Source organism: Pantoea sp. Pa-EAmG (assembly GCF_030024295.1).
GTDB lineage: Bacteria > Pseudomonadota > Gammaproteobacteria > Enterobacterales > Enterobacteriaceae > Pantoea > Pantoea dispersa.
The window spans coordinates 1-18,028 of sequence record NZ_JASEWO010000034.1 but is presented as its reverse complement, the minus strand read 5'-3'; the positions used below and the strand labels follow the sequence as shown (position 1 = coordinate 18,028).

Here is an 18,028-nt window from a genome sequence, read left to right as displayed (position 1 = left end):
GGGCCGATAGCAATATTGGCCTTCTTTTTTATGCCTTCAGCCGCTGCGGCAAATTGTCTTCGCCGTACAGATGCAGTGCACCGACCGCCACCACATAGCGCCCGCGCGGCAACGCCAGCAGCAGCTCGCGCCAGTGCTGATTACGGTTGCGCATCAGGGTATCGTTCAGTTCACTACTGAACGTAGTCGGCAGCGCCACCGGCTGACTGGCGGGCGGCGCATCCAGCCACCAGCTGATCATGGTTTGCAGCAGTCGCGCGTTGGTGTGCCAGTGTTCCAGCGTATCCAGCAGCAGCGCCAGGCCATCCTGCGGTAGTGATTTCAGCAACGCGATCTGCGTTTCCGGCCCTTCCAGCTCAATAATGCGTTTTCCTGCCGCCTGCGCTGCCTGCAGCAGCTGATAGTCAATACCGTACTGCGGTCGCAGCCCCAGCCGCTGCGCCTGCTGCGCCTGCAGCATCAGCGCAATTTGCCAGAACGGCAGGCTATCAAACAGCGCGATGTTCAGTGACAGCTCATCGCACAGCGCCGTCAGCTGCTGCAGCGTCTCTGGCGTCAGCCGCGTTGCCAGCGGCGGATATGCTTCACCCTCACTAAACGGTGAACTGCCACGGGTAATATCCGCCTCTACCACCAGCGCATCGGCTTTCTGCAGCTGGCGCAGCAAGCCGGCCGGCAGCGGTTGCATATCGCGCGTGCCCATATGAATACTGCCAGCCAGATGCAGACGGCGGTCTCCGAGTCTGATATCCATGGCGGGCCAGCTGTAGCTGACGGGGAACAGGCTGCTGGCCAGCTGTTGCAGGCGGTGCCACACACTGCGTCTCATGCCGTGTCCTTTTTAAGTCAAAAATCCATGCTAGCGATTTCGCTCAGCGAAAGACAGGGCAGAGGTTGCTATTGCCGCTGCGCCGGTTTAAAGCGCAGCAAACGGTTAGCATTGCTCACCACGGTGATCGACGACAGCGCCATGACGGCACCGGCGACGATAGGGCTGAGCAGCACACCGGTAAACGGATAGAGCACGCCGGCAGCAATCGGAATGCCCAGGCTGTTATAGACAAAGGCACCCAGCAGATTCTGCCGCATATTGCGCAGCGTGGCGTTGGCCATCGCCAGCGCGTCGGCCACGCAGTGCAGATCGTTGCGCATCAGCGCCATCGCCGCGGTTTCAACCGCCACATCGCTGCCGCCGCCCATGGCGATCCCCACATCCGCCTGCGCCAGCGCCGGGGCGTCGTTGATGCCGTCGCCCACCATCACCACGCTGCGCCCCTGCTGTTGCAGCTGCGCAATCGCCTGCGCTTTACCGTCCGGCAGCACGCCAGCGATCACCTCATCAATGCCTGCTTCGGCAGCGATGGCTTCGGCAGTAGTCTGATGGTCACCGGTCAGCATGATCAGACGGTAGCCCAGCTGATGCAGCCGCTGTAGCGCCGCACGGCTCTCCGGACGCAGCTGGTCACGCAGGGCGATCAGGCCCAGCAGCTGCTGTTGATCCGCCAGCAGCACCGGCGTGGCACCCTGCGCAGCGAGTCGCGCGATATCCTGCTGTGCGGCGCGCAGGTCGATGTGCTGCTCTTCCAGCAGCGCCGCATTGCCCAGCAGCAGCGTTCTGTCAGCGACAGTAGCACTCACGCCTTTGCCGCGTATTGTACGAAATTGCGCAACGCGGGCGTCACTGACGGTCGGTGCGGCGGCGACGATGGCCTTCGCCAGAGGATGCCCCGATCCCAGCTCCAGCTGGGCGGCCGCCTGCAGTACCTGCTGACGATCCCAGTCGCTGTACAGCAGCACCTCGCTGACCTGCGGCGTACCCTGGGTCAGGGTGCCGGTTTTATCAAACACAATGGTGTCGACTTCACTGGCCCGCTGCAGCGCATCGGCATCGCGCACCAGCACGCCCAGCTCGGCAGCGCGGCCGACGCCCGCGATCACCGACATCGGCGTGGCTAAGCCCAGCGCACACGGACAGGCGATAATCAGCACCGTGGTGACAATCACCAGCGTATAGGCCAGCTGCGGCTGCGGTCCGACAACATACCAGACCGCTCCGCTGAGCAGGGCAATCGCCACCACCACCGGCACAAACACCGCCGAGATGCGATCGGCCAGCCGGCCCATTTCCGGCTTGCTGCTCTGCGCCTGACGCACCAGATTGATAATACGGGCCAGCGTGGTATGGCTGCCGGTGGCGCGGGCGGTGAACTGTAGCGATCCGTCCTGCACCAGCGTCCCGGCATAAATCTTATCGCCAGGACGGCGCGACTGCGGCAGCGCTTCGCCGGTGAGCATTGCTTCGTCAAGCCAGGCTTCGCCGCGGCTGACTTCGCCGTCCACCGGTACGCGATCGCCGGTCACCAGCTTCAGCGTCATGCCCGGTGCGATTTCGCTCAGCGGCAGTTGCTTTTCCCCTTCAGCGGTGATCACGCAGGCCTGCGCCGGGGTTAAATCCAGCAGCCGCTCCAGCGCCTGTGAGGCGCGCTGGCGCGCGCGCTGTTCCAGCGCATGGCCGAGGTTAATCAGGCCGATGATCATCACGCTGGCTTCAAAATAGAGGTGGCGCGCCTGCGGCGGGAAAAATGCCGGCCACAGCGCGACGCTCATCGAGTAGATCCAGGCCGCACCGGTACCGAGCGCGACCAGCGTGTCCATGGTGGCGGTAGCATGACGCAGGCTGCGCCACGCGCTGCGATAGAAGTGGCCGCCGGCGAGCGCCATCACCGCCATCGTGACGGCACCGAGCACGCGCCAGAGCGTCTGATTGCTGTCGTTTAGCATCATGTGATCACCGACCATGCCCCAGACCATCATCGGCACGCCGACGATCAGCGCCAGCGCCGCCTGCCAGCTAAAGCGGCGCATCGCCTGCTGTGCGCTGACCTGCTGGCGCTCGCGCCGGGTTTGTTCATCTTCGATCACTTCCGCAGAATAACCCGCCTCGTCTACGGCGCTGACCAGCGCTGAGGGTAAGGCATCACCCAGCACCAGCGCGCTGCGCTCACCCAGATTGACGCGCGCCTGGCTCACGCCGGGCACTTTCTGTAACGCCTGCTCGACGCGGCTGACACAGCTGGCGCAGCTCATCCCGCCTATCAGCAGATGGTGCACCGCAAGATTCTCTTCTGCCGGCTGCGACTCCGTTGTCAGCGCCTCCGGCTGCGGCTCCTGAGCTGGCAACGGATCAGGCTTTGGGCTGGACGCCTCATTTTTCAGCGTGGCGTGATAACCAGCCTGCTCAACGGTGGCAATCAGATCGCTGGCGCTGGCTGCGCCGGTGACGCGCGCTTCCTGCTGCGTTACCTCGGCCTGTTCCACATCGCTGCGCTGCTCCAGCGCCTCTTTAACGCGTTTAACACAGTGGCCACAGGACAAGCCGTCCAGAGCCAGTAATTGTGTGTGTGACATCATCAACTCCTCGTTTATCAGGTTTGACTCGCTGCAAGGTTTGCATTAGTTATAAAGCCTAAACCTTCCATTCAGGGGAAGGTCAAGGGGCAGAGATGAACATCAGCGATGTAGCAAAAAAAACCGGGCTGACCAGCAAAGCGATTCGTTTTTACGAACAGAAAGGGGTGGTTACGCCGCCGTTACGCAGTGACAACGGCTATCGCAGTTATGGCGCGCACCACCTGGATGAGCTCAATTTTCTGCGCCAGGCGCGGCAGGTGGGCTTCACGCTCGAGGAGTGCCGCGAACTGGTCGCACTGTTTAATAACCCGGCGCGCCACAGTGCCGATGTTAAAGCGCGCACCCTGCAGAAGGCGGATGAGATCGCGGCGCATATTGAAGAGCTGCACGCGATGCGCGCGCGTCTGCTGGAACTGGCTGCAGCCTGCCCGGGCGATGACGGTGCCGAATGTCCTATCATCAATCACCTGGCGGGCTGCGGTCATCAGGAAGGCGGCAAACGCGGCTGAATCAGCAGCGTGATGCCTGATACGCCGGTCACGATCACCGGCGTGCCCGCCGGCAAATCTTCCTGCGCCTGCACGCGCCAGCTGCTGTCACCAATGCGCACATGACCGACGCCGTCTTTTAGCGCGCTGTCTAACGTCAGGTGCTGGCCAATCAGCTGGCTGCCGCGCTGATTGAGCGTATTGGGCTGCTGCGCACTTTCGCGAAAGCGCATCCAGCGATACCAAAGAAATACGCACAGCAGCGTCAGAGTGGCGAACAGCATGCCCTGGCTGGTCCACGAGAACGGAAACAGCCACTCAATGATCCCGACCAGCACCGCCGCCACGCCGCTCCACAGCAGGTAACCGCTGGTGCCGAGCATCTCCGCTGCCAGCAGTAAACCGCCCAGCGTGAGCCAGAACCAGTGCGGATGCGCAATCAGCTCCATCAGCATCACGGTTTGCGCTCCTGACGACTCTCTTTCAGTAGCTCGCTGATACCGGCCACCGAGCCGAGCAGGCTGCTGGCGTCGAGCGGCATCATCACCACTTTGCTGTTATTCGCTTCGCCAATTTTTTGCAGGGCATCGGTGTATTTCTGCGCCACGAAGTAGTTAATCGCCTGAATATCTCCGGCAGAGATAGCTTCTGACACCATCCGCGTGGCGTTGGCCTCGGCTTCGGCCTGACGCTCGCGCGCTTCCGCCTGCAAAAAGGCGGAGGTACGTTCGCCTTCCGCTTTAAGGATTTGCGACTGCTTATCGCCCTCGGCGCGCAGGATGGCCGCCTGGCGTACGCCTTCGGCGGCGAGGATATCGGCGCGTTTGGTACGCTCGGCTTTCATCTGCGCGTTCATGGCCGCTATCAGTTCCTGCGGCGGGCGCACGTCGCGGATTTCAATACGGGTGATTTTTACCCCCCACGGATTGGTCGCTTCATCAACAATGTGCAGCAGGCGGGTATTAATGTTATCGCGCTGCGACAGCATCTCATCCAGCTCCATACCGCCGAGCACGGTGCGGATATTGGTCATGGTGAGGTTGATGATGGCCAGCTCAAGATTGCTGACTTCATAAGCGGCGCGCGCCGAATCCACCACCTGAATAAAGCACACTGCGTCGATGGTGACGTTGGCGTTATCTTTGGAGATGATCTCCTGCGAGGGAATATCGAGGACCTGCTCCATCATATTGATCCGGCGACCAATACGATCCATGAACGGCACGACTAAATTCAGACCGGGCGGCAACGTTTTGGTGTAGCGGCCAAAGCGCTCCACCGTCCACTGGTAGCCCTGTGGCACAATTTTGACACCGGCCCACACGGTAACCAGCGCGAGCACGATGATGACGGGAATCACTGTTAACATATAACCTCCTGGCTGTCAGATTGTCGGGCCGAGTCGCTTCGGCCCGTTTACCGCGCGGTACCGGTCAGTACAGCAGCGAGTAGAGCTGGCGACGATAGCGCGAGGCGAGGGCATCGCCGGTGCCGAGGGCCGCCAGAATCTCCTGGAACATTTTGCGCACTTCGCCGTCACCGGCGCTGAGATCGCGCTTCAGAAAACCTAACAACAGCTCCAGCGCTTCTTCATTGCGGCCCACCTGATGCAGCTGTAACGCAAGTTTAGCAGCCAGACCGGCGTTGTCCGGTTCGCTTGCCATCTGCTCCTGCAGCTGCTGGATCTCCGGCGTGTCGGCGGCCTGTTTCAGCAGGTCGATTTGCGAAATCAGGCTCTGATAGCGCGTATCCTGATCCTGCAACGGCACCACAGCCAGCACCGCTTCGGCTTCTTCGCTGCGGTTCAGGGTGATCAGGACTTCTGCCAGCAGAAAACCGATTTCACTGTTCTGATTGCTCAGCTGCCAGGCGTCTTTCAGCAGCGGTAGCGCATCCAGCGGCTTGCCTTCCTGCATCAGCTGCATCGCCTGCTGCGCCTTTAACTCCTCTTCACGCGGCAGGACTTTCTCCAGCAGCGCGCGGATCGCCTCTTCCGGCTGCGGGCCCTGGAAGCCATCGACCGGCTGGCCGTTCTGGAACAGGTAAACGGTCGGCAGAGAGCGCAGACCAAACTGCGATGCCACCAGCTGCTCTTTATCGCAATCCAGCTTCGCCAGAATAAACTGGCCGGCGTACTCCTGTGCCAGACGCTCCAGCACCGGCGTCAGCTGCTGGCAGTGCTGGCTGCGCTCCGACCAGAAGTAGAACAGTACCGGCAGCTGCATTGATTGCTCCAGCGTCTGCTGCAGGTTGGATTCGTTGATGTCGATAATCAAAGCGTGTGACATGAATACGTCTCTTGGCAGAAAGTGTGTTGAGGATATGGGGGCAAACGCCCCGGCTTCAAGTTCAATTCCGGCTTGCAGTTTAGTTACTGCGTAAAATGCGATCCAGCATCCAGCCCGGCAGCAGTCGCTTGAGCAGACTCATCGCCCAGGCGACCAGCGTCACCGGATAGCGCAGGCGCGGATGTTTACTCTCCAGCGCATGCCGCAGTTTCGGCAGAATCGCTTCCGGCGGCAGGCTAAAGCGTGCGGCGATACCGGGGTTGCGCACGGGCTTATCGCGTTCGCCCTGCTGCACGTTTTCGGTAAACCGGGTGGTAATCGGGCCCGGCTCAATCAGGCTGACGCGCACGCCGCTGGGGCGTACTTCCATGCGCAGCGCATCGCTCCACGCCTCCAGCGCCCATTTACTGGCGGCATAAGCGCCGCGGCCCGGCGTGGAAATCAGGCCGAGCACCGAGCTGGTGTTGATAATCCGCCCGTCGCCGCTATTTTGCAGCGCCGGCAACAGGCGCAGCGTCAGCTGGTGGGTGCCGAAAAAGTTGGTGGAGAATTGCTGCTCCAGCTGCTGACGCGACACGCTGGTCAGCGGACCGTACTGGCCGAAGCCGCCGTTATTGAACAGCCCGTGCAGGCAGTGATCGGTGAGGGCCAGCACGCGATCGGCGGCGGCATCCACACTGGCCGGATCGTCAAGATCCAGCAGGATGCCGGTGAAGCCGAGCTCATCCATGCGCGCCACATCGTCAGCACGGCGACAGGCGGCCAGCACGCGATAGCCGCGCGCCAGCAGATCGTTGGCCGCCACCAGACCGATGCCGCTGGAGCAGCCGGTAATTAATACAGACTTTTGCATATCTTTACCTGTCATTGGGCTCGTCGCGGCGTTAATCATGCTTAACTAGCGGAGCCAGTTGTTCAGCCATCAGGTTGGCGATAAACGGCTGCGCATCAGGATTGGGGTGAATACCGTCCTGCTGCATCCACTCCGGCTTCAGATAAACCTGCTCCATAAAGAACGGTACCAGCGGAATATGATACTGCTGCGCGAGGCGCGGATAGAGCGCGCTGAACGCGTCGGTGTAGCGTCGGCCATAATTAGCCGGCAGACGAATTTGCATCAGCAGCGGCTGGGCGTTAGCGGCTTTGACCTGATCGATAATTTTACTCAGATCCTGCGCGATGTTTTGCGGCGGGAAGCCGCGCAGCCCATCGTTACCGCCCAATTCGATTAACACCCACTGCGGCTGATGCTGTTTTAATAGGCCCGGCAACCGCGCCAGCCCCTGACCGGCGGTATCACCGCTGATGCTGGCGTTAACCACTTTGGGCTGCTGTTGCCAGGTTTTGTCGAGCAGGCTCGGCCAGGCGGCGGTGGCGGACATGCGATAGCCGGCACTCAGGCTATCGCCGAGAATCAGCAGGGTATCGGCGGCGGCGATGCGCGACACCAGCAGCAGCAATAACAACAGGAAGGAATAATGCCAGCGGAAAACATTGTTGCAGTTCATCATCTTACTAAGTCCGTCGGTCAGGGAGAGCATCAGCTGACCATCCTTACCGGAGTTGAGCTGGTTGTCAAACCAGCCGAGACGCTGGCGCTGATCGGCGAGTCGGGATCCGGGAAATCCACCCTGCTGGGTATTCTCGCCGGACTGGATGATGGCAGCAGCGGCGAAGTGCATCTGCTGGGCCAGCCGCTGCACCAGATGAACGAAGAGCAGCGCGCCGCGTTACGTGCGCGTGAGGTCGGCTTTGTGTTTCAGTCCTTTATGCTGGTGCCCACGCTCAACGCGCTGGAGAACGTGCAGCTTCCGGCACTGCTGCGCGGAGACAGCGATCGCGACAGTCGCGCGCAGGCCACTGAATTACTGACGCAGCTCGGACTGAAAGATCGTCTGCACCATCTGCCGGCCCAGCTCTCCGGCGGCGAACAGCAGCGCGTGGCGCTGGCACGCGCCTTCAGCGGCCGTCCCGGCCTGCTGTTTGCCGATGAGCCGACCGGTAACCTCGATCGCAAAACCGGCGATCGCATCGCCGATCTGCTGTTTTCGCTCAACCGCGATTTCGCCACCACGCTGATTCTGGTGACGCACGATGAGCAGCTGGCGGCACGCTGCGATCGTCGCCTGCGGCTGCGCGACGGCAAGCTGTGGGAGGAAGCATGATCTGGCGCTGGTTCTGGCGCGAGTGGCGTTCGCCCTCGCTGCTGATTGTCTGGCTGGCGCTGACGCTGGCGGTGGCCTGCGTGCTGGCTCTGGGCTCCATTAGCGATCGCATGGAGAAAGGGCTGAGCCAGCAGAGCCGTGACTTTATGGCCGGCGACCGCACGCTGCGCAGCAGTAAACCGGCACCGGATGCGTGGCTGGACAAAGCGCGCGAAGAGGGGCTGGCGGTCAGCCGGCAGCTCAGCTTTATGACCATGACCTTTGCGCAGGAGACGCCGCAGCTGGCCGATGTCAAAGCGGTCGATGATGCGTACCCGATGTTCGGCACCCTGCAGACGGATCCGCCCGGCCTGCGTCCGGTGGCCGGAACGGTGCTGGCCGCACCGCGTCTGCTGGCGCTGCTTAACCTTAAGGTCGGTGACCGCATTGACGTGGGCGATACCACGCTGCGCATTGCCGGCGAAGTGATTCAGGAGCCGGACGGCGGATTTAATCCGTTTCAGACGGCGCCGCGTCTGTTAATGAATCTTGCCGACGTAGAGAAAACCGGCGCCATCCAGCCGGGGAGCCGTCTGAGCTGGCGCTACAAATTCTCCGGCGAGTCGGCACCGCTGGCGCGCTATGACCGCTGGATTCAGCCGCAGCTGCAGGCCGGCGAGCGCTGGATCAGCGTGGAAAACTCGGAGGATGCGCTGGGCCGCTCAATGCAGCGGGCGCAGCAGTTCCTGCTGCTCTCGGCGCTATTAACCCTGTTGCTGGCGATTGCCGCAGTGGCCGTCGCCATGAGTCATTACTGCCGCAGCCGTTACGATCTGGTGGCGGTGCTGAAAACGCTGGGTGCCACGCGTAAATCGCTGCAGCGGCTGATTATCGGTCAGTGGCTGGCCGTGCTGCTGCTGGCGGCCATCGCCGGCAGTGCGCTGGGGCAGGGCATTGAAGTCGCGCTGCTGATAATGCTCAAACCGGTGCTGCCCGCCGCTTTACCGGCTGCCAGCGTCTGGCCGTGGCTGTGGGCGATTGGTGCGCTGGTATTGATCTCGCTGCTGGTCGGGTTGCGTCCGTACCGTCTGCTGATGGCCACACAGCCGCTGCGCGTGCTGCGTCGTGATGCGGTAGCCACACTGTGGCCGCTGCGTATTTATCTGCCGGTGATGGCGCTGGTGGTGGTAGCGCTCCTTGCGCTGCTGATGGGCGGCAGCAAAATGCTGTGGGCGCTGCTGGCTGGCGTGGTGATGCTGGCACTGCTGCTGGCGCTGCTCGGCTGGGGCACGCTCCTGCTGCTGCGCAGACTGGTGGTGCGTAATCTGGCGCTGCGCCTGGCGATCAACCGTCTGCTGCGTCAGCCAGCCATGACGCTCAGCCAGCTGGCGGCGTTTTCGCTCTCCTTTATGCTGCTGGCGTTATTGCTGGTGATGCGCGGCGATCTGCTCGATCGCTGGCAGCAGCAATTACCGGCGGATGCGCCCAACTATTTTCTGCTCAATCTGACCCAGCAGCAGGTGCCGCAGGTAGACGAGTTCCTGCGACAGCATCAGGTTAACGCCGGTACCTTCTATCCGATCGTGCGGGCAAGGCTCACTGAGCTGAACGGCAAGCCTGCCGATCCCAACCTGGATAACGCACTGAATCGCGAGCTTAATCTGACGTGGCAGGCTGAGCGTCCGGATCACAATCCGCTGGTGGCCGGCAGCTGGCCGCCGAAAGCCGGTGAAGTCTCGATGGAGGTCGAGCTGGCCGATCGTCTGGGCGTCAGGCTCGGCGACAGGCTGACATTTAGCGGCGATACGCAGCAGTTCAGTGCGACGATCACCAGTCTGCGCAAGGTCGACTGGGAGAGCCTGCGGCCAAACTTCTTCTTTATCTTCCCGCCGGGCGCGCTCGATCAGCAGCCACAAACCTGGCTGACCAGCTTCCGCATGGCGAACGATCCCGCGCTGCTGGCGCAGCTCAACCGCGCGTTCCCGACGCTGAGCCTGCTGGATGTCGGCAGCATGCTGAAGCAGATTGGACAGGTGCTGGCGCAGGTGAGCCAGGCGCTGGAGATCATGGTGATTCTGGTGACGGTTTGCGGTGTGTTGCTGCTACTGGCGCAGATCCAGGTCGGCATGCGCCAGCGCCGGCAGGAGCTGGTGGTGTATCGCACGCTCGGGGCCAGCCAGCGCCTGCTGCGCGGTACGCTGTGGTGTGAGTTTGCGCTGCTTGGCGTGGTCGCGGGAATCGCGGCGGCGCTGGGGGCGGAAGCGGCACTGTGGGGGCTTCAGCGCAAGATTTTTGATTTCCCGTGGCAGCCGGACTGGACGCTGTGGCTGGCGCTGCCGCTGTGTGGCGCGGCATTGCTGTCGCTGTGCGGCGGCTGGCTGGGTGTCCGCTTACTGAAGGGGAAAGCGCTGTTCAGACGGTTTGATGCTGCCTGATGCCCTCACCCCGGCCCTCTCCCACGGGAGAGGGGGCCGATCGAGCCCGTATGCGTGATTTTGCACTTCAGAACGTTCAGGTGAGCGTCAAACTTAAAGATCGCACCGTATAATCCCCTCTCCCTGTGGGAGAGGGCAAGGGTGAGGGGAACACCGCAGAACTACAGCTTCGCCACGGCCCACGCAATACCGCTCGCGTAGGCGTCAGGCAGTAGCGGCACCAGCGCATTGAGTGCGGCGGTGAGGCGTGCCGGATCGCTGTCGGTCAGATTCAGGTGGCCGACCTTACGTCCGGCGCGGACTTCTTTGTCGTACCAGTGCAGATGCACCAGCGGCTGCTGCAGCCAGTCGGTATTTAGGTCGGTGCCAATCAGGTTGACCATCACCGACGGCGCAAACACCACCGGCTGCGGCAGCGGCAGACCGAGCACCGCACGCAGGTGCAGTTCAAACTGGCTGATTGAGGCGCCATTCTGCGTCCAGTGGCCGCTGTTGTGCACGCGCGGTGCCAGCTCATTGATCAGCAAGCCCTGCGGCGTGACGAAACACTCCATCGCCATCACGCCCACGTAATTCAGCTCATGCATGATCGCGCTCAGCATCGCTTCTGCCTGCTGCTGTTGCGCGGCATCAGCCTGCGGGAAGGCAACGCTGGTGCGCAGAATGCCGTCCTGATGCAGGTTGTGCGTCAGCGGATAAAACACCGTGCGTCCATCGTGCCCGCGCGCGCCCACCAGCGAGACTTCACCGCTGAAGTTAATACCCTGCTCAACGATGCACTCGCCGTAGCACTCATCCGGCAGCGTTGCGGTTTCGTCGGCGCGCAGGCGCCACTGACCGCGGCCGTCGTAGCCGCCGGTGCGGCGCTTGACGATCGCCAGCTCGCCCAGCGTGCTAAATACCGCCGGCCACTCGCTTTTATCAGCCAGCAACTGCCACGGTGCGGTTGTCAGGTTGAGTTGGTCGAGCAGCTGCTTTTGCGTCAGGCGATCGGCGAGGCGCGGAAAAATATCGCGGTTGACGAACGCCGGATGGTTAGCCAGCTCGCGCGTCAGCGCGGTTTCCGGCCAGCGCTCGATTTCCGCCGTAATCACGCTTTGCGCGATCGGCAGTGCTGACGGCTCCGCGTCCAGCCCGACCGGATACACGGCGATGCCCAGCGGTTCGCCGGCCTGGCGCAGCATGCGGCCCAGCTGACCGTTGCCGAGTACGCAAACTGGCTTCATGCGTCCTCCCGCGGATCCGGATTATTCAGCACCTCATCGGTCTGGCTCTGACGCCAGGCGGCCAGGCGTGCAGCCAGTTCGCGATCGTGAATCGCCAGGATCTGCGCCGCCAGCAGCGCGGCGTTGGCGGCACCGGCTTTACCGATGGCCAGCGTACCGACCGGAATGCCGCGCGGCATCTGCACGATGGAGTAGAGGCTATCCACGCCGCTCAGCGCTGCGCTCTGTACCGGTACGCCCAGCACCGGCAGCAGGGTTTTCGCCGCCAGCATACCTGGCAGGTGCGCCGCACCGCCGGCACCGGCGATGATCACCTGAAAACCGTTGTCGGCTGCGCGCTCTGCGAAGCTGAACAGCTTATCTGGCGTACGGTGCGCAGAGACCACTTCAACGTGGAACGGGACATCCAGGCTGTTAAGGATTTCCTCGGCGAACTGCATGGTAGCCCAGTCACTTTTGGAACCCATGACGATGGCGATACGGGCCGGGGCGGCGTTGGATGACATGCGGTCAACTCCTGTGAATAATCAAACGAACCTGGCCGGGCGGGCAGGTAAAGAAGGGCACAGAGAATAGCACGAGACAGCGGCAAGGAAAACGGTTGCGTAGGCGGAAAACCGGCATTTCCGCCGCAAAAACTCAGAAAGGAAATTCGATTAACTGCACGCCCTGTGCGTCCAGCTGAATCATTGATCCGCGCTCATGCCACGCGCCCAGCACCGCGCGTTGCGCAGGCGTGCCGGCGAGCTCGAACTGATGAATCGCCGGACGATGGGTGTGGCCGTGAATCAGGATCGGCACCTGCTGGCGCGTCATCGCCGCGGCTACCGCCTGCGGATTGACGTCCATGATGCTCAGTGACTTGTGCTGGTTGGCCTGCTTGCTGTCGGCCCGCATCCGCGCAGCAATGCGCATGCGCAGACGCAACGGCAGCGCGAGAAACAGCCGCTGCAGCCAGCGCTGATGGACTTTGGCGCGAAAACGCTGATAACCGTGATCGTCAGTACACAGCGTGTCGCCATGCATCATCAGCACGCGCTGACCATAGCGCTCCAGCACCTGCTCTTCGGGCAGCAGCGTCATGCCGCTGGCGCGGGCGAACTGTTGACCTAACAGGAAGTCGCGATTGCCGTGAATAAAGAATTTTGGCACCGGCAGGGCACGCAGGGCGTCGGCGATCTGCTGATGCAGCGGATTAGGATCGTCATCGCCAATCCAGGCTTCAAACAGATCGCCAAGGATGTAAAGCGCATCACACTGCTGCGCTTCCCCCTGCAAAAAATGCAGAAAACCGGCAGTGATTGCCGGTTCTTCCTGACACAGATGTAAATCTGCGATAAACAGCGTGCGCGACATTACTCGCTGACGGTCACTTTCTGGATGATCACGTCATCAACCGGCACGTCCTGGTGCATGCCGCTGCGGCCGGTTTTCACTGCTTTGATTTTTTCGACCACGTCCATGCCTTCAACCACTTCAGCAAACACGCAGTAACCCCAGCCCTGCAGGCTTTCGTCACGGAAGTTCAGGAAGTCGTTATCGGCAACGTTGATGAAGAACTGTGCGGTAGCCGAGTGAGGTGCCTGGGTACGCGCCATCGCCAGCGTGCCTTTGGTGTTTTTCAGGCCGTTATTGGCTTCGTTGCGGATGTCTGCTTTGGTGGCTTTCTGCTTCATGCCCGGCTCGAAACCGCCGCCCTGAATCATGAAACCGTTGATCACGCGGTGAAAAATGGTGTTGTCGTAGAAACCTTCACGGCAGTAGTCCAGGAAGTTCTGTACGGTAGCCGGCGCTTTGTCATCGAAGGTTTTGATTACGATATCGCCATGGTTCGTCTGGAAAGTGACCATTATATTCGTCCTGTGGAGGTTGTCGTCAGTATCAACTGCCGCACCGGCAAGGCGGCGGGGCATTTTTGTAGACGCCTCTTATATCACAATTTCCAATAACGCGTCAGTAAGGCAACGGCAGTTGCGAAGCGAGCGATGCACAAGTCGGAAAAATACGGCACAATAACCGGCTACATCAAGAAGGCGTATCCCGCACACGTAAACAACGGAATCGTTCAATGCTAAAGATCTATAACACCCTGAGTCGCCAGAAAGAGGAATTTAAACCCATTCATGCCGGTGAAATCGGTATGTACGTGTGTGGAATCACGGTTTACGACCTCTGTCATATCGGCCATGGGCGTACCTTTGTGGCATTCGACGTGGTCGCGCGTTACCTGCGTTACGTGGGCTATAAACTGAAATACGTGCGTAATATCACCGACATCGATGACAAGATCATCAAACGTGCCAACGAAAACGGGGAAAGCATCGAAACGCTGACCAACCGGATGATCGCCGAAATGCACAAAGATTTTTCCGCGCTGGGGATTCTGCCGCCGGATCTCGAGCCGCGCGCCACGCGCCACATCGCGGAGATCATCGAACTGGTCGGCAAGCTGATCGATCGCGGCCATGCCTACGTGGCGGATAACGGCGACGTGATGTTTGATGTGCTGAGTGATAAAGATTACGGCGCGCTGTCGCGTCAGGATCTCGAACAGCTGCAGGCCGGCGCGCGCGTGGAAGTGGCGGAAGTGAAGCGCAACCCGATGGACTTTGTGCTGTGGAAAATGTCCAAAGCCGATGAGCCGGCGTGGAACTCACCGTGGGGCAACGGCCGCCCGGGCTGGCACATTGAGTGCTCGGCGATGAACTGCAAACAGCTTGGCACCCATTTCGACATCCACGGCGGCGGTTCAGACCTGATGTTCCCGCACCATGAGAACGAAGTGGCGCAGTCGACCTGTGCACACGATGGCCCGTACGTGAACTACTGGATGCACTCCGGCATGGTGATGGTTGACCGGGAAAAGATGTCGAAATCGCTCGGCAACTTCTTTACCGTGCGCGATGTGTTGCAGCACTACGATGCGGAAACCGTGCGCTACTTCCTGATGTCCGGCCACTATCGCAGCCAGCTTAACTATGGCGAAGATAACCTGAATCAGGCACGCGCGGCGCTGGAGCGCCTTTACACCGCGCTGCGCCATACCGATGCCAGCGCGACGCCGGCTGGCGGTGAGGCGTTTGAAGCCCGCTTCCGTACCGCCATGGACGATGATTTCAACACGCCGGAAGCTTACTCGGTGCTCTTCGATATGGCGCGTGAAGTCAATCGCCTGAAGGGTGAAGATAAAGCCGCCGCCGATGCGCTGGCCGCGAAACTGCGTCAGCTGGCCGATGTGCTGGGCATTCTGCAGCAGGATCCGGAGCAGTTCCTGCAGAGTGGCGCACAGGTGAATGCCGATGAAGTGGCGGAGATTGAACACTGGGTGAAAACCCGCGCCGATGCGCGCGCCTCGAAAGACTGGGCGCAGGCGGACATCGCACGTGACAAGCTGAACGAGCTGGGCGTCATCGTGGAAGATGGCCCGCAGGGATCAAGCTGGCGCCGTAAATAACAAAAAAGGCGAACTGCGGTTCGCCCTTTTTATCATCAGCAATTAACTGGTGTAGGGTGCGCATTCATGCGCACCTGGCTAATCAGGCCACAACCGTTACGCGCTGACCGGCAAACTCAACCGTCTGACCGGGAAAAATCTTGCAGCGCTTACGCGTCTCGATGGCACCATCGACACGCACTTCGCCTTCGTCGATCACCGCTTTGGCCTGCGCGCCGCTCTCCACCCAGCCTTCCAGCTTCAGCAGATCGCACAAATCAACGTGCGCATGTTTACCCAGTGAAAAACTCGCCATTATGCCTGCTCCACATCGTGATATTGCTCGCACGCCAGCAGCGTGTTCTCAATCAGCGTGGCGACCGTCATCGGGCCAACGCCGCCCGGTACAGGCGTGATGTAAGCCGCGCGCTCAGAGGCTGACGCAAAATCCACATCGCCGACCACTTTGCCGCTTTCCAGCCGGTTAATGCCGACATCAATCACAATCGCACCCGGTTTAATCCAGTCGCCCGGGATAAAGCCCGGCTTACCGACCGCCACTACCAGCAGGTCGGCATGCTCAACGTGATGGCGCAGATCTTTGGTAAAACGGTGAGTAACGGTGGTGGTGCAGCCGGCCAGCAGCAGCTCCATGCTCATCGGGCGACCAACGATATTCGATGCGCCAACCACCACGGCGTTCAGGCCGTAAGTATCGATGTTATAGCGCTCCAGCAGTGTCACGATGCCGCGTGGCGTACACGGACGCAGCTTAGGGGCGCGCTGGCACAAACGACCGACGTTATAAGGATGGAAGCCATCAACGTCTTTATCCGGCGTGATGCGCTCCAGCACTTTGACATTATCGATCCCGGCCGGCAGCGGCAGCTGCACCAGAATGCCATCGATAGCGTCGTCATTGTTCAGCTCATCGATCACCTCCAGCAGCTCGGCTTCGCTGGTGCTGGCGGGCAGGTTATAAGCGCGCGATACAAAACCGACCTCTTCGCAGGCGCGGCGTTTGTTAGCGACATAGATCTGCGATGCCGGGTTTTCACCGACCAGCACTACGGCCAGGCCAGGGGCGCGTTTACCGGCAGCGAGACGCTGCTGCACTTTTTCGGCAACCTCAAGGCGCACCTGCTGCGCAATCGTTTTACCGTCAATAATTTTTGCTGCCATCAGAGAGGAAATCCATCTGTAGAGAGTTGAATCGGGGATGGCGCCTATTCTGTCAGAAGCGCGTGCGGCTGTCAGTCACAGATTCGTTTACGCGACCGGTTTCCCGATTTTTCGCCGTGGCGCGCGCCATGCTTAGCGCGTATTATGCCCGCCAGGCAATGATGTGGAACACGTGATGATTTGGTTGATGCTCGCCACGCTGGCGATAGTGTTTGTTGTGGGATTTCAGCTGCTGACCGCCGGTTCGCGCCACGCCGCGCAGGCGCTCAGCAAGCGGCTGCAGCTGCCGCCGGTGCACGTTGAATCGCTGCTTGCGCAGATGGGCAAAGAGGCGGCAAACGAGTTCACCGATTACATTCGCGGCGACAACGAAGCGCACCTCAATAATGGCGCGGCAGTGCTGCTGATCTGGCAGGTGCTGATTGTCGATGGCAGCGATGAGAACGCGCAGCGCTGGCATCACATTCTGACGAAGGCGGGGTTCTCCGCCCTGATTTCACGGCAGCAGCTGTTGCTGGCGCTGGGGTTCCTGCGCCAGCTGGAGCCGGACAGCCAGGAGCTGAATGCGTTACGCGAGCAGTATAATGCGCGCTTTACGCCGCAGGGGATTGAACTGGAAGGGGAATCCGCGGAGGTGAGTAATCTGGTCTCGCTGAGTGAGTGGCGTCAGCGTCATTAAGGCGAATTGTTCATTCCCTCGACACTCTGCCGTCCGTTGGCGGCAAAAACGTTGACGCGCCAGCGTGCCGACGTATAATCCGACGCATCTTCTATGCGCCCTTAGCTCAGCTGGATAGAGCACCGGCCTTCTAAGCCGTAGGTCACAGGTTCGAATCCTGTAGGGCGTGCCAAACAAAATCAATCACTTAACAACCTCCTTCAGCCTTCAAAATTTCCCGTGGGACTGATTTGGGACACGACTGCCAAAAATCGCGTCAATTTGCCTCGCATGCTCTGTCAGATGATTCGGTGCCAGGTGAGCATACCGCTGAACCATTTCGATGCTCTCCCATCCGCCTATCTCTGTGCTGATGCCAGAGCACGACATGACAAGGCGAAACGCCAGCTCACTGGGGCATAAGCACCCTGATGAATTATTCTCGTTGACAGTCAACGCGCAATGCCTTTTTAGACAGGAATTATATAAGTTAACCTGACCATTCAGGATAGATGCGATGTTTCCTGCCAGACAGATTTTCTGAACCGCTGTCAGTCAGGCGCGGATGACGATATTCATTGAAAATATTTTAGAAATAATTATGGCACCTGACTCGGGATCGCGTCAGGCCATTCCTGCTAAATACTTACGGCCGTTAATATCAACCTGTCACCTGTTAAGCGGGGATGGTAAATAATAATTAACCTTTTATAAAAACTTTGCGGGCTATTTTTCTCGTTCTGGTTTCGTGGCGTTACGGCTG

18 protein-coding genes, 1 tRNA gene and 1 pseudogene are annotated in these 18,028 nt (G+C 60.4%); 6 read left to right on the top strand and 14 right to left on the bottom strand.

The genetic code is table 11. The features are described 5' to 3' along the window. Positions 1-28: 28 nt before the first annotated feature. Both QMM04_RS07230 and copA read right to left on the bottom strand, forming a co-directional pair. The gene (locus QMM04_RS07230; RefSeq protein WP_282995912.1) at positions 29-829 is read right to left on the bottom strand and encodes a TraB/GumN family protein; all 801 of its coding nucleotides are present in this window, start codon (positions 827-829) and stop codon (positions 29-31) included. 68 nt (positions 830-897) lie between these two features. Further along, positions 898-3,408, bottom strand: coding sequence for a copper-exporting P-type ATPase CopA (gene copA / locus QMM04_RS07225; RefSeq protein WP_282995917.1), 2,511 nt, complete (start codon positions 3,406-3,408; stop codon positions 898-900). A 95-nt stretch (positions 3,409-3,503) separates the two neighbouring features. Here copA and cueR point away from each other — a divergent pair, with 95 nt between their 5' ends. Then, positions 3,504-3,920, top strand: coding sequence for a Cu(I)-responsive transcriptional regulator (gene cueR / locus QMM04_RS07220; RefSeq protein ID WP_021508642.1), 417 nt, complete (start codon positions 3,504-3,506; stop codon positions 3,918-3,920). Here the strand turns inward: cueR and QMM04_RS07215 are convergent. From QMM04_RS07215 to tesA, 5 genes are all read right to left on the bottom strand, one after another. Then, positions 3,896-4,354, bottom strand: coding sequence for an NfeD family protein (locus QMM04_RS07215; protein ID WP_058775251.1), 459 nt, complete (start codon positions 4,352-4,354; stop codon positions 3,896-3,898). The two genes, cueR and QMM04_RS07215, sit on opposite strands and share 25 nt — an antisense overlap. Beyond that, a complete protein-coding gene (locus QMM04_RS07210; protein WP_021508640.1) occupies positions 4,354-5,268 on the bottom strand; it encodes an SPFH domain-containing protein in 915 nt (304 codons plus the stop codon). Before QMM04_RS07210 ends, QMM04_RS07215 begins: the two co-directional genes overlap by 1 nt. Positions 5,269-5,332: 64 nt before the next feature. Further along, positions 5,333-6,187: a co-chaperone YbbN gene (locus QMM04_RS07205; protein ID WP_021508639.1), complete on the bottom strand. Its 855-nt coding sequence runs from the start codon at positions 6,185-6,187 to the stop codon at positions 5,333-5,335. Between the two features lie 79 nt (positions 6,188-6,266). Further along, on the bottom strand, positions 6,267-7,040 hold the full coding sequence (locus QMM04_RS07200; protein WP_058781232.1) for an SDR family oxidoreductase: 774 nt from the start codon (positions 7,038-7,040) through the stop codon (positions 6,267-6,269). 31 nt (positions 7,041-7,071) lie between these two features. Then, positions 7,072-7,698, bottom strand: a complete 627-nt coding sequence (gene tesA, locus QMM04_RS07195) for a multifunctional acyl-CoA thioesterase I/protease I/lysophospholipase L1 (protein ID WP_021508637.1) — start codon at positions 7,696-7,698, stop codon at positions 7,072-7,074. Between tesA and ybbA the strand changes: the two genes are divergently transcribed. Both ybbA and ybbP read left to right on the top strand, forming a co-directional pair. Beyond that, the gene (gene ybbA / locus QMM04_RS07190) at positions 7,666-8,352 is read left to right on the top strand and encodes a putative ABC transporter ATP-binding protein YbbA (protein ID WP_021508636.1); all 687 of its coding nucleotides are present in this window, start codon (positions 7,666-7,668) and stop codon (positions 8,350-8,352) included. The genes tesA and ybbA overlap by 33 nt on opposite strands. Beyond that, complete coding sequence (gene ybbP, locus QMM04_RS07185) at positions 8,349-10,766, top strand: putative ABC transporter permease subunit YbbP (RefSeq protein WP_282995911.1); 2,418 nt, start codon at positions 8,349-8,351, stop codon at positions 10,764-10,766. The genes ybbA and ybbP overlap by 4 nt, the downstream gene beginning before the upstream one ends. A 161-nt stretch (positions 10,767-10,927) precedes the next feature. Here ybbP and purK read toward each other — a convergent pair whose 3' ends face one another. The 4 genes from purK to ppiB form a co-directional block, all read right to left on the bottom strand. After that, positions 10,928-11,992, bottom strand: a complete 1,065-nt coding sequence (gene purK, locus QMM04_RS07180; protein ID WP_282995910.1) for a 5-(carboxyamino)imidazole ribonucleotide synthase — start codon at positions 11,990-11,992, stop codon at positions 10,928-10,930. Continuing rightward, positions 11,989-12,498, bottom strand: a complete 510-nt coding sequence (gene purE / locus QMM04_RS07175; protein ID WP_058769411.1) for a 5-(carboxyamino)imidazole ribonucleotide mutase — start codon at positions 12,496-12,498, stop codon at positions 11,989-11,991. The genes purK and purE overlap by 4 nt, the downstream gene beginning before the upstream one ends. Before the next feature lie 133 nt (positions 12,499-12,631). Then, positions 12,632-13,348, bottom strand: coding sequence for a UDP-2,3-diacylglucosamine diphosphatase (locus tag QMM04_RS07170; protein ID WP_262264317.1), 717 nt, complete (start codon positions 13,346-13,348; stop codon positions 12,632-12,634). Next, entirely contained in the window at positions 13,348-13,842 is a 495-nt protein-coding gene (gene ppiB, locus QMM04_RS07165) for a peptidylprolyl isomerase B (protein ID WP_021508631.1), read from the bottom strand. Before ppiB ends, QMM04_RS07170 begins: the two co-directional genes overlap by 1 nt. 218 nt (positions 13,843-14,060) lie before the next feature. Here ppiB and cysS point away from each other — a divergent pair, with 218 nt between their 5' ends. Continuing rightward, positions 14,061-15,446, top strand: coding sequence for a cysteine--tRNA ligase (cysS, locus tag QMM04_RS07160; protein WP_282995909.1), 1,386 nt, complete (start codon positions 14,061-14,063; stop codon positions 15,444-15,446). Between the two features lie 82 nt (positions 15,447-15,528). Here cysS and ybcJ read toward each other — a convergent pair whose 3' ends face one another. After that, positions 15,529-15,741: a ribosome-associated protein YbcJ gene (ybcJ, locus tag QMM04_RS07155; RefSeq protein WP_010618497.1), complete on the bottom strand. Its 213-nt coding sequence runs from the start codon at positions 15,739-15,741 to the stop codon at positions 15,529-15,531. Further along, positions 15,741-16,607 carry a bifunctional methylenetetrahydrofolate dehydrogenase/methenyltetrahydrofolate cyclohydrolase FolD gene (folD, locus tag QMM04_RS07150; protein WP_058757932.1) on the bottom strand — a complete coding sequence of 289 codons (867 nt, stop codon included), beginning with the start codon at positions 16,605-16,607 and terminating at the stop codon, positions 15,741-15,743. The genes ybcJ and folD overlap by 1 nt, the downstream gene beginning before the upstream one ends. A gap of 175 nt (positions 16,608-16,782) precedes the next feature. On the opposite strand from folD, the gene QMM04_RS07145 reads away from it, so the two are divergent. Then, positions 16,783-17,286: a DUF1198 family protein gene (locus QMM04_RS07145; RefSeq protein WP_058757931.1), complete on the top strand. Its 504-nt coding sequence runs from the start codon at positions 16,783-16,785 to the stop codon at positions 17,284-17,286. Positions 17,287-17,381: 95 nt separating this feature from the next. Next, positions 17,382-17,458: transfer RNA gene (locus QMM04_RS07140), tRNA-Arg, on the top strand. 35 nt (positions 17,459-17,493) lie between these two features. Here the strand turns inward: QMM04_RS07140 and QMM04_RS07135 are convergent. Beyond that, positions 17,494-17,631, bottom strand: a pseudogene (locus tag QMM04_RS07135) (integrase); the annotation flags it as partial. Between the last annotated feature and the right edge of the window lie 397 nt (positions 17,632-18,028).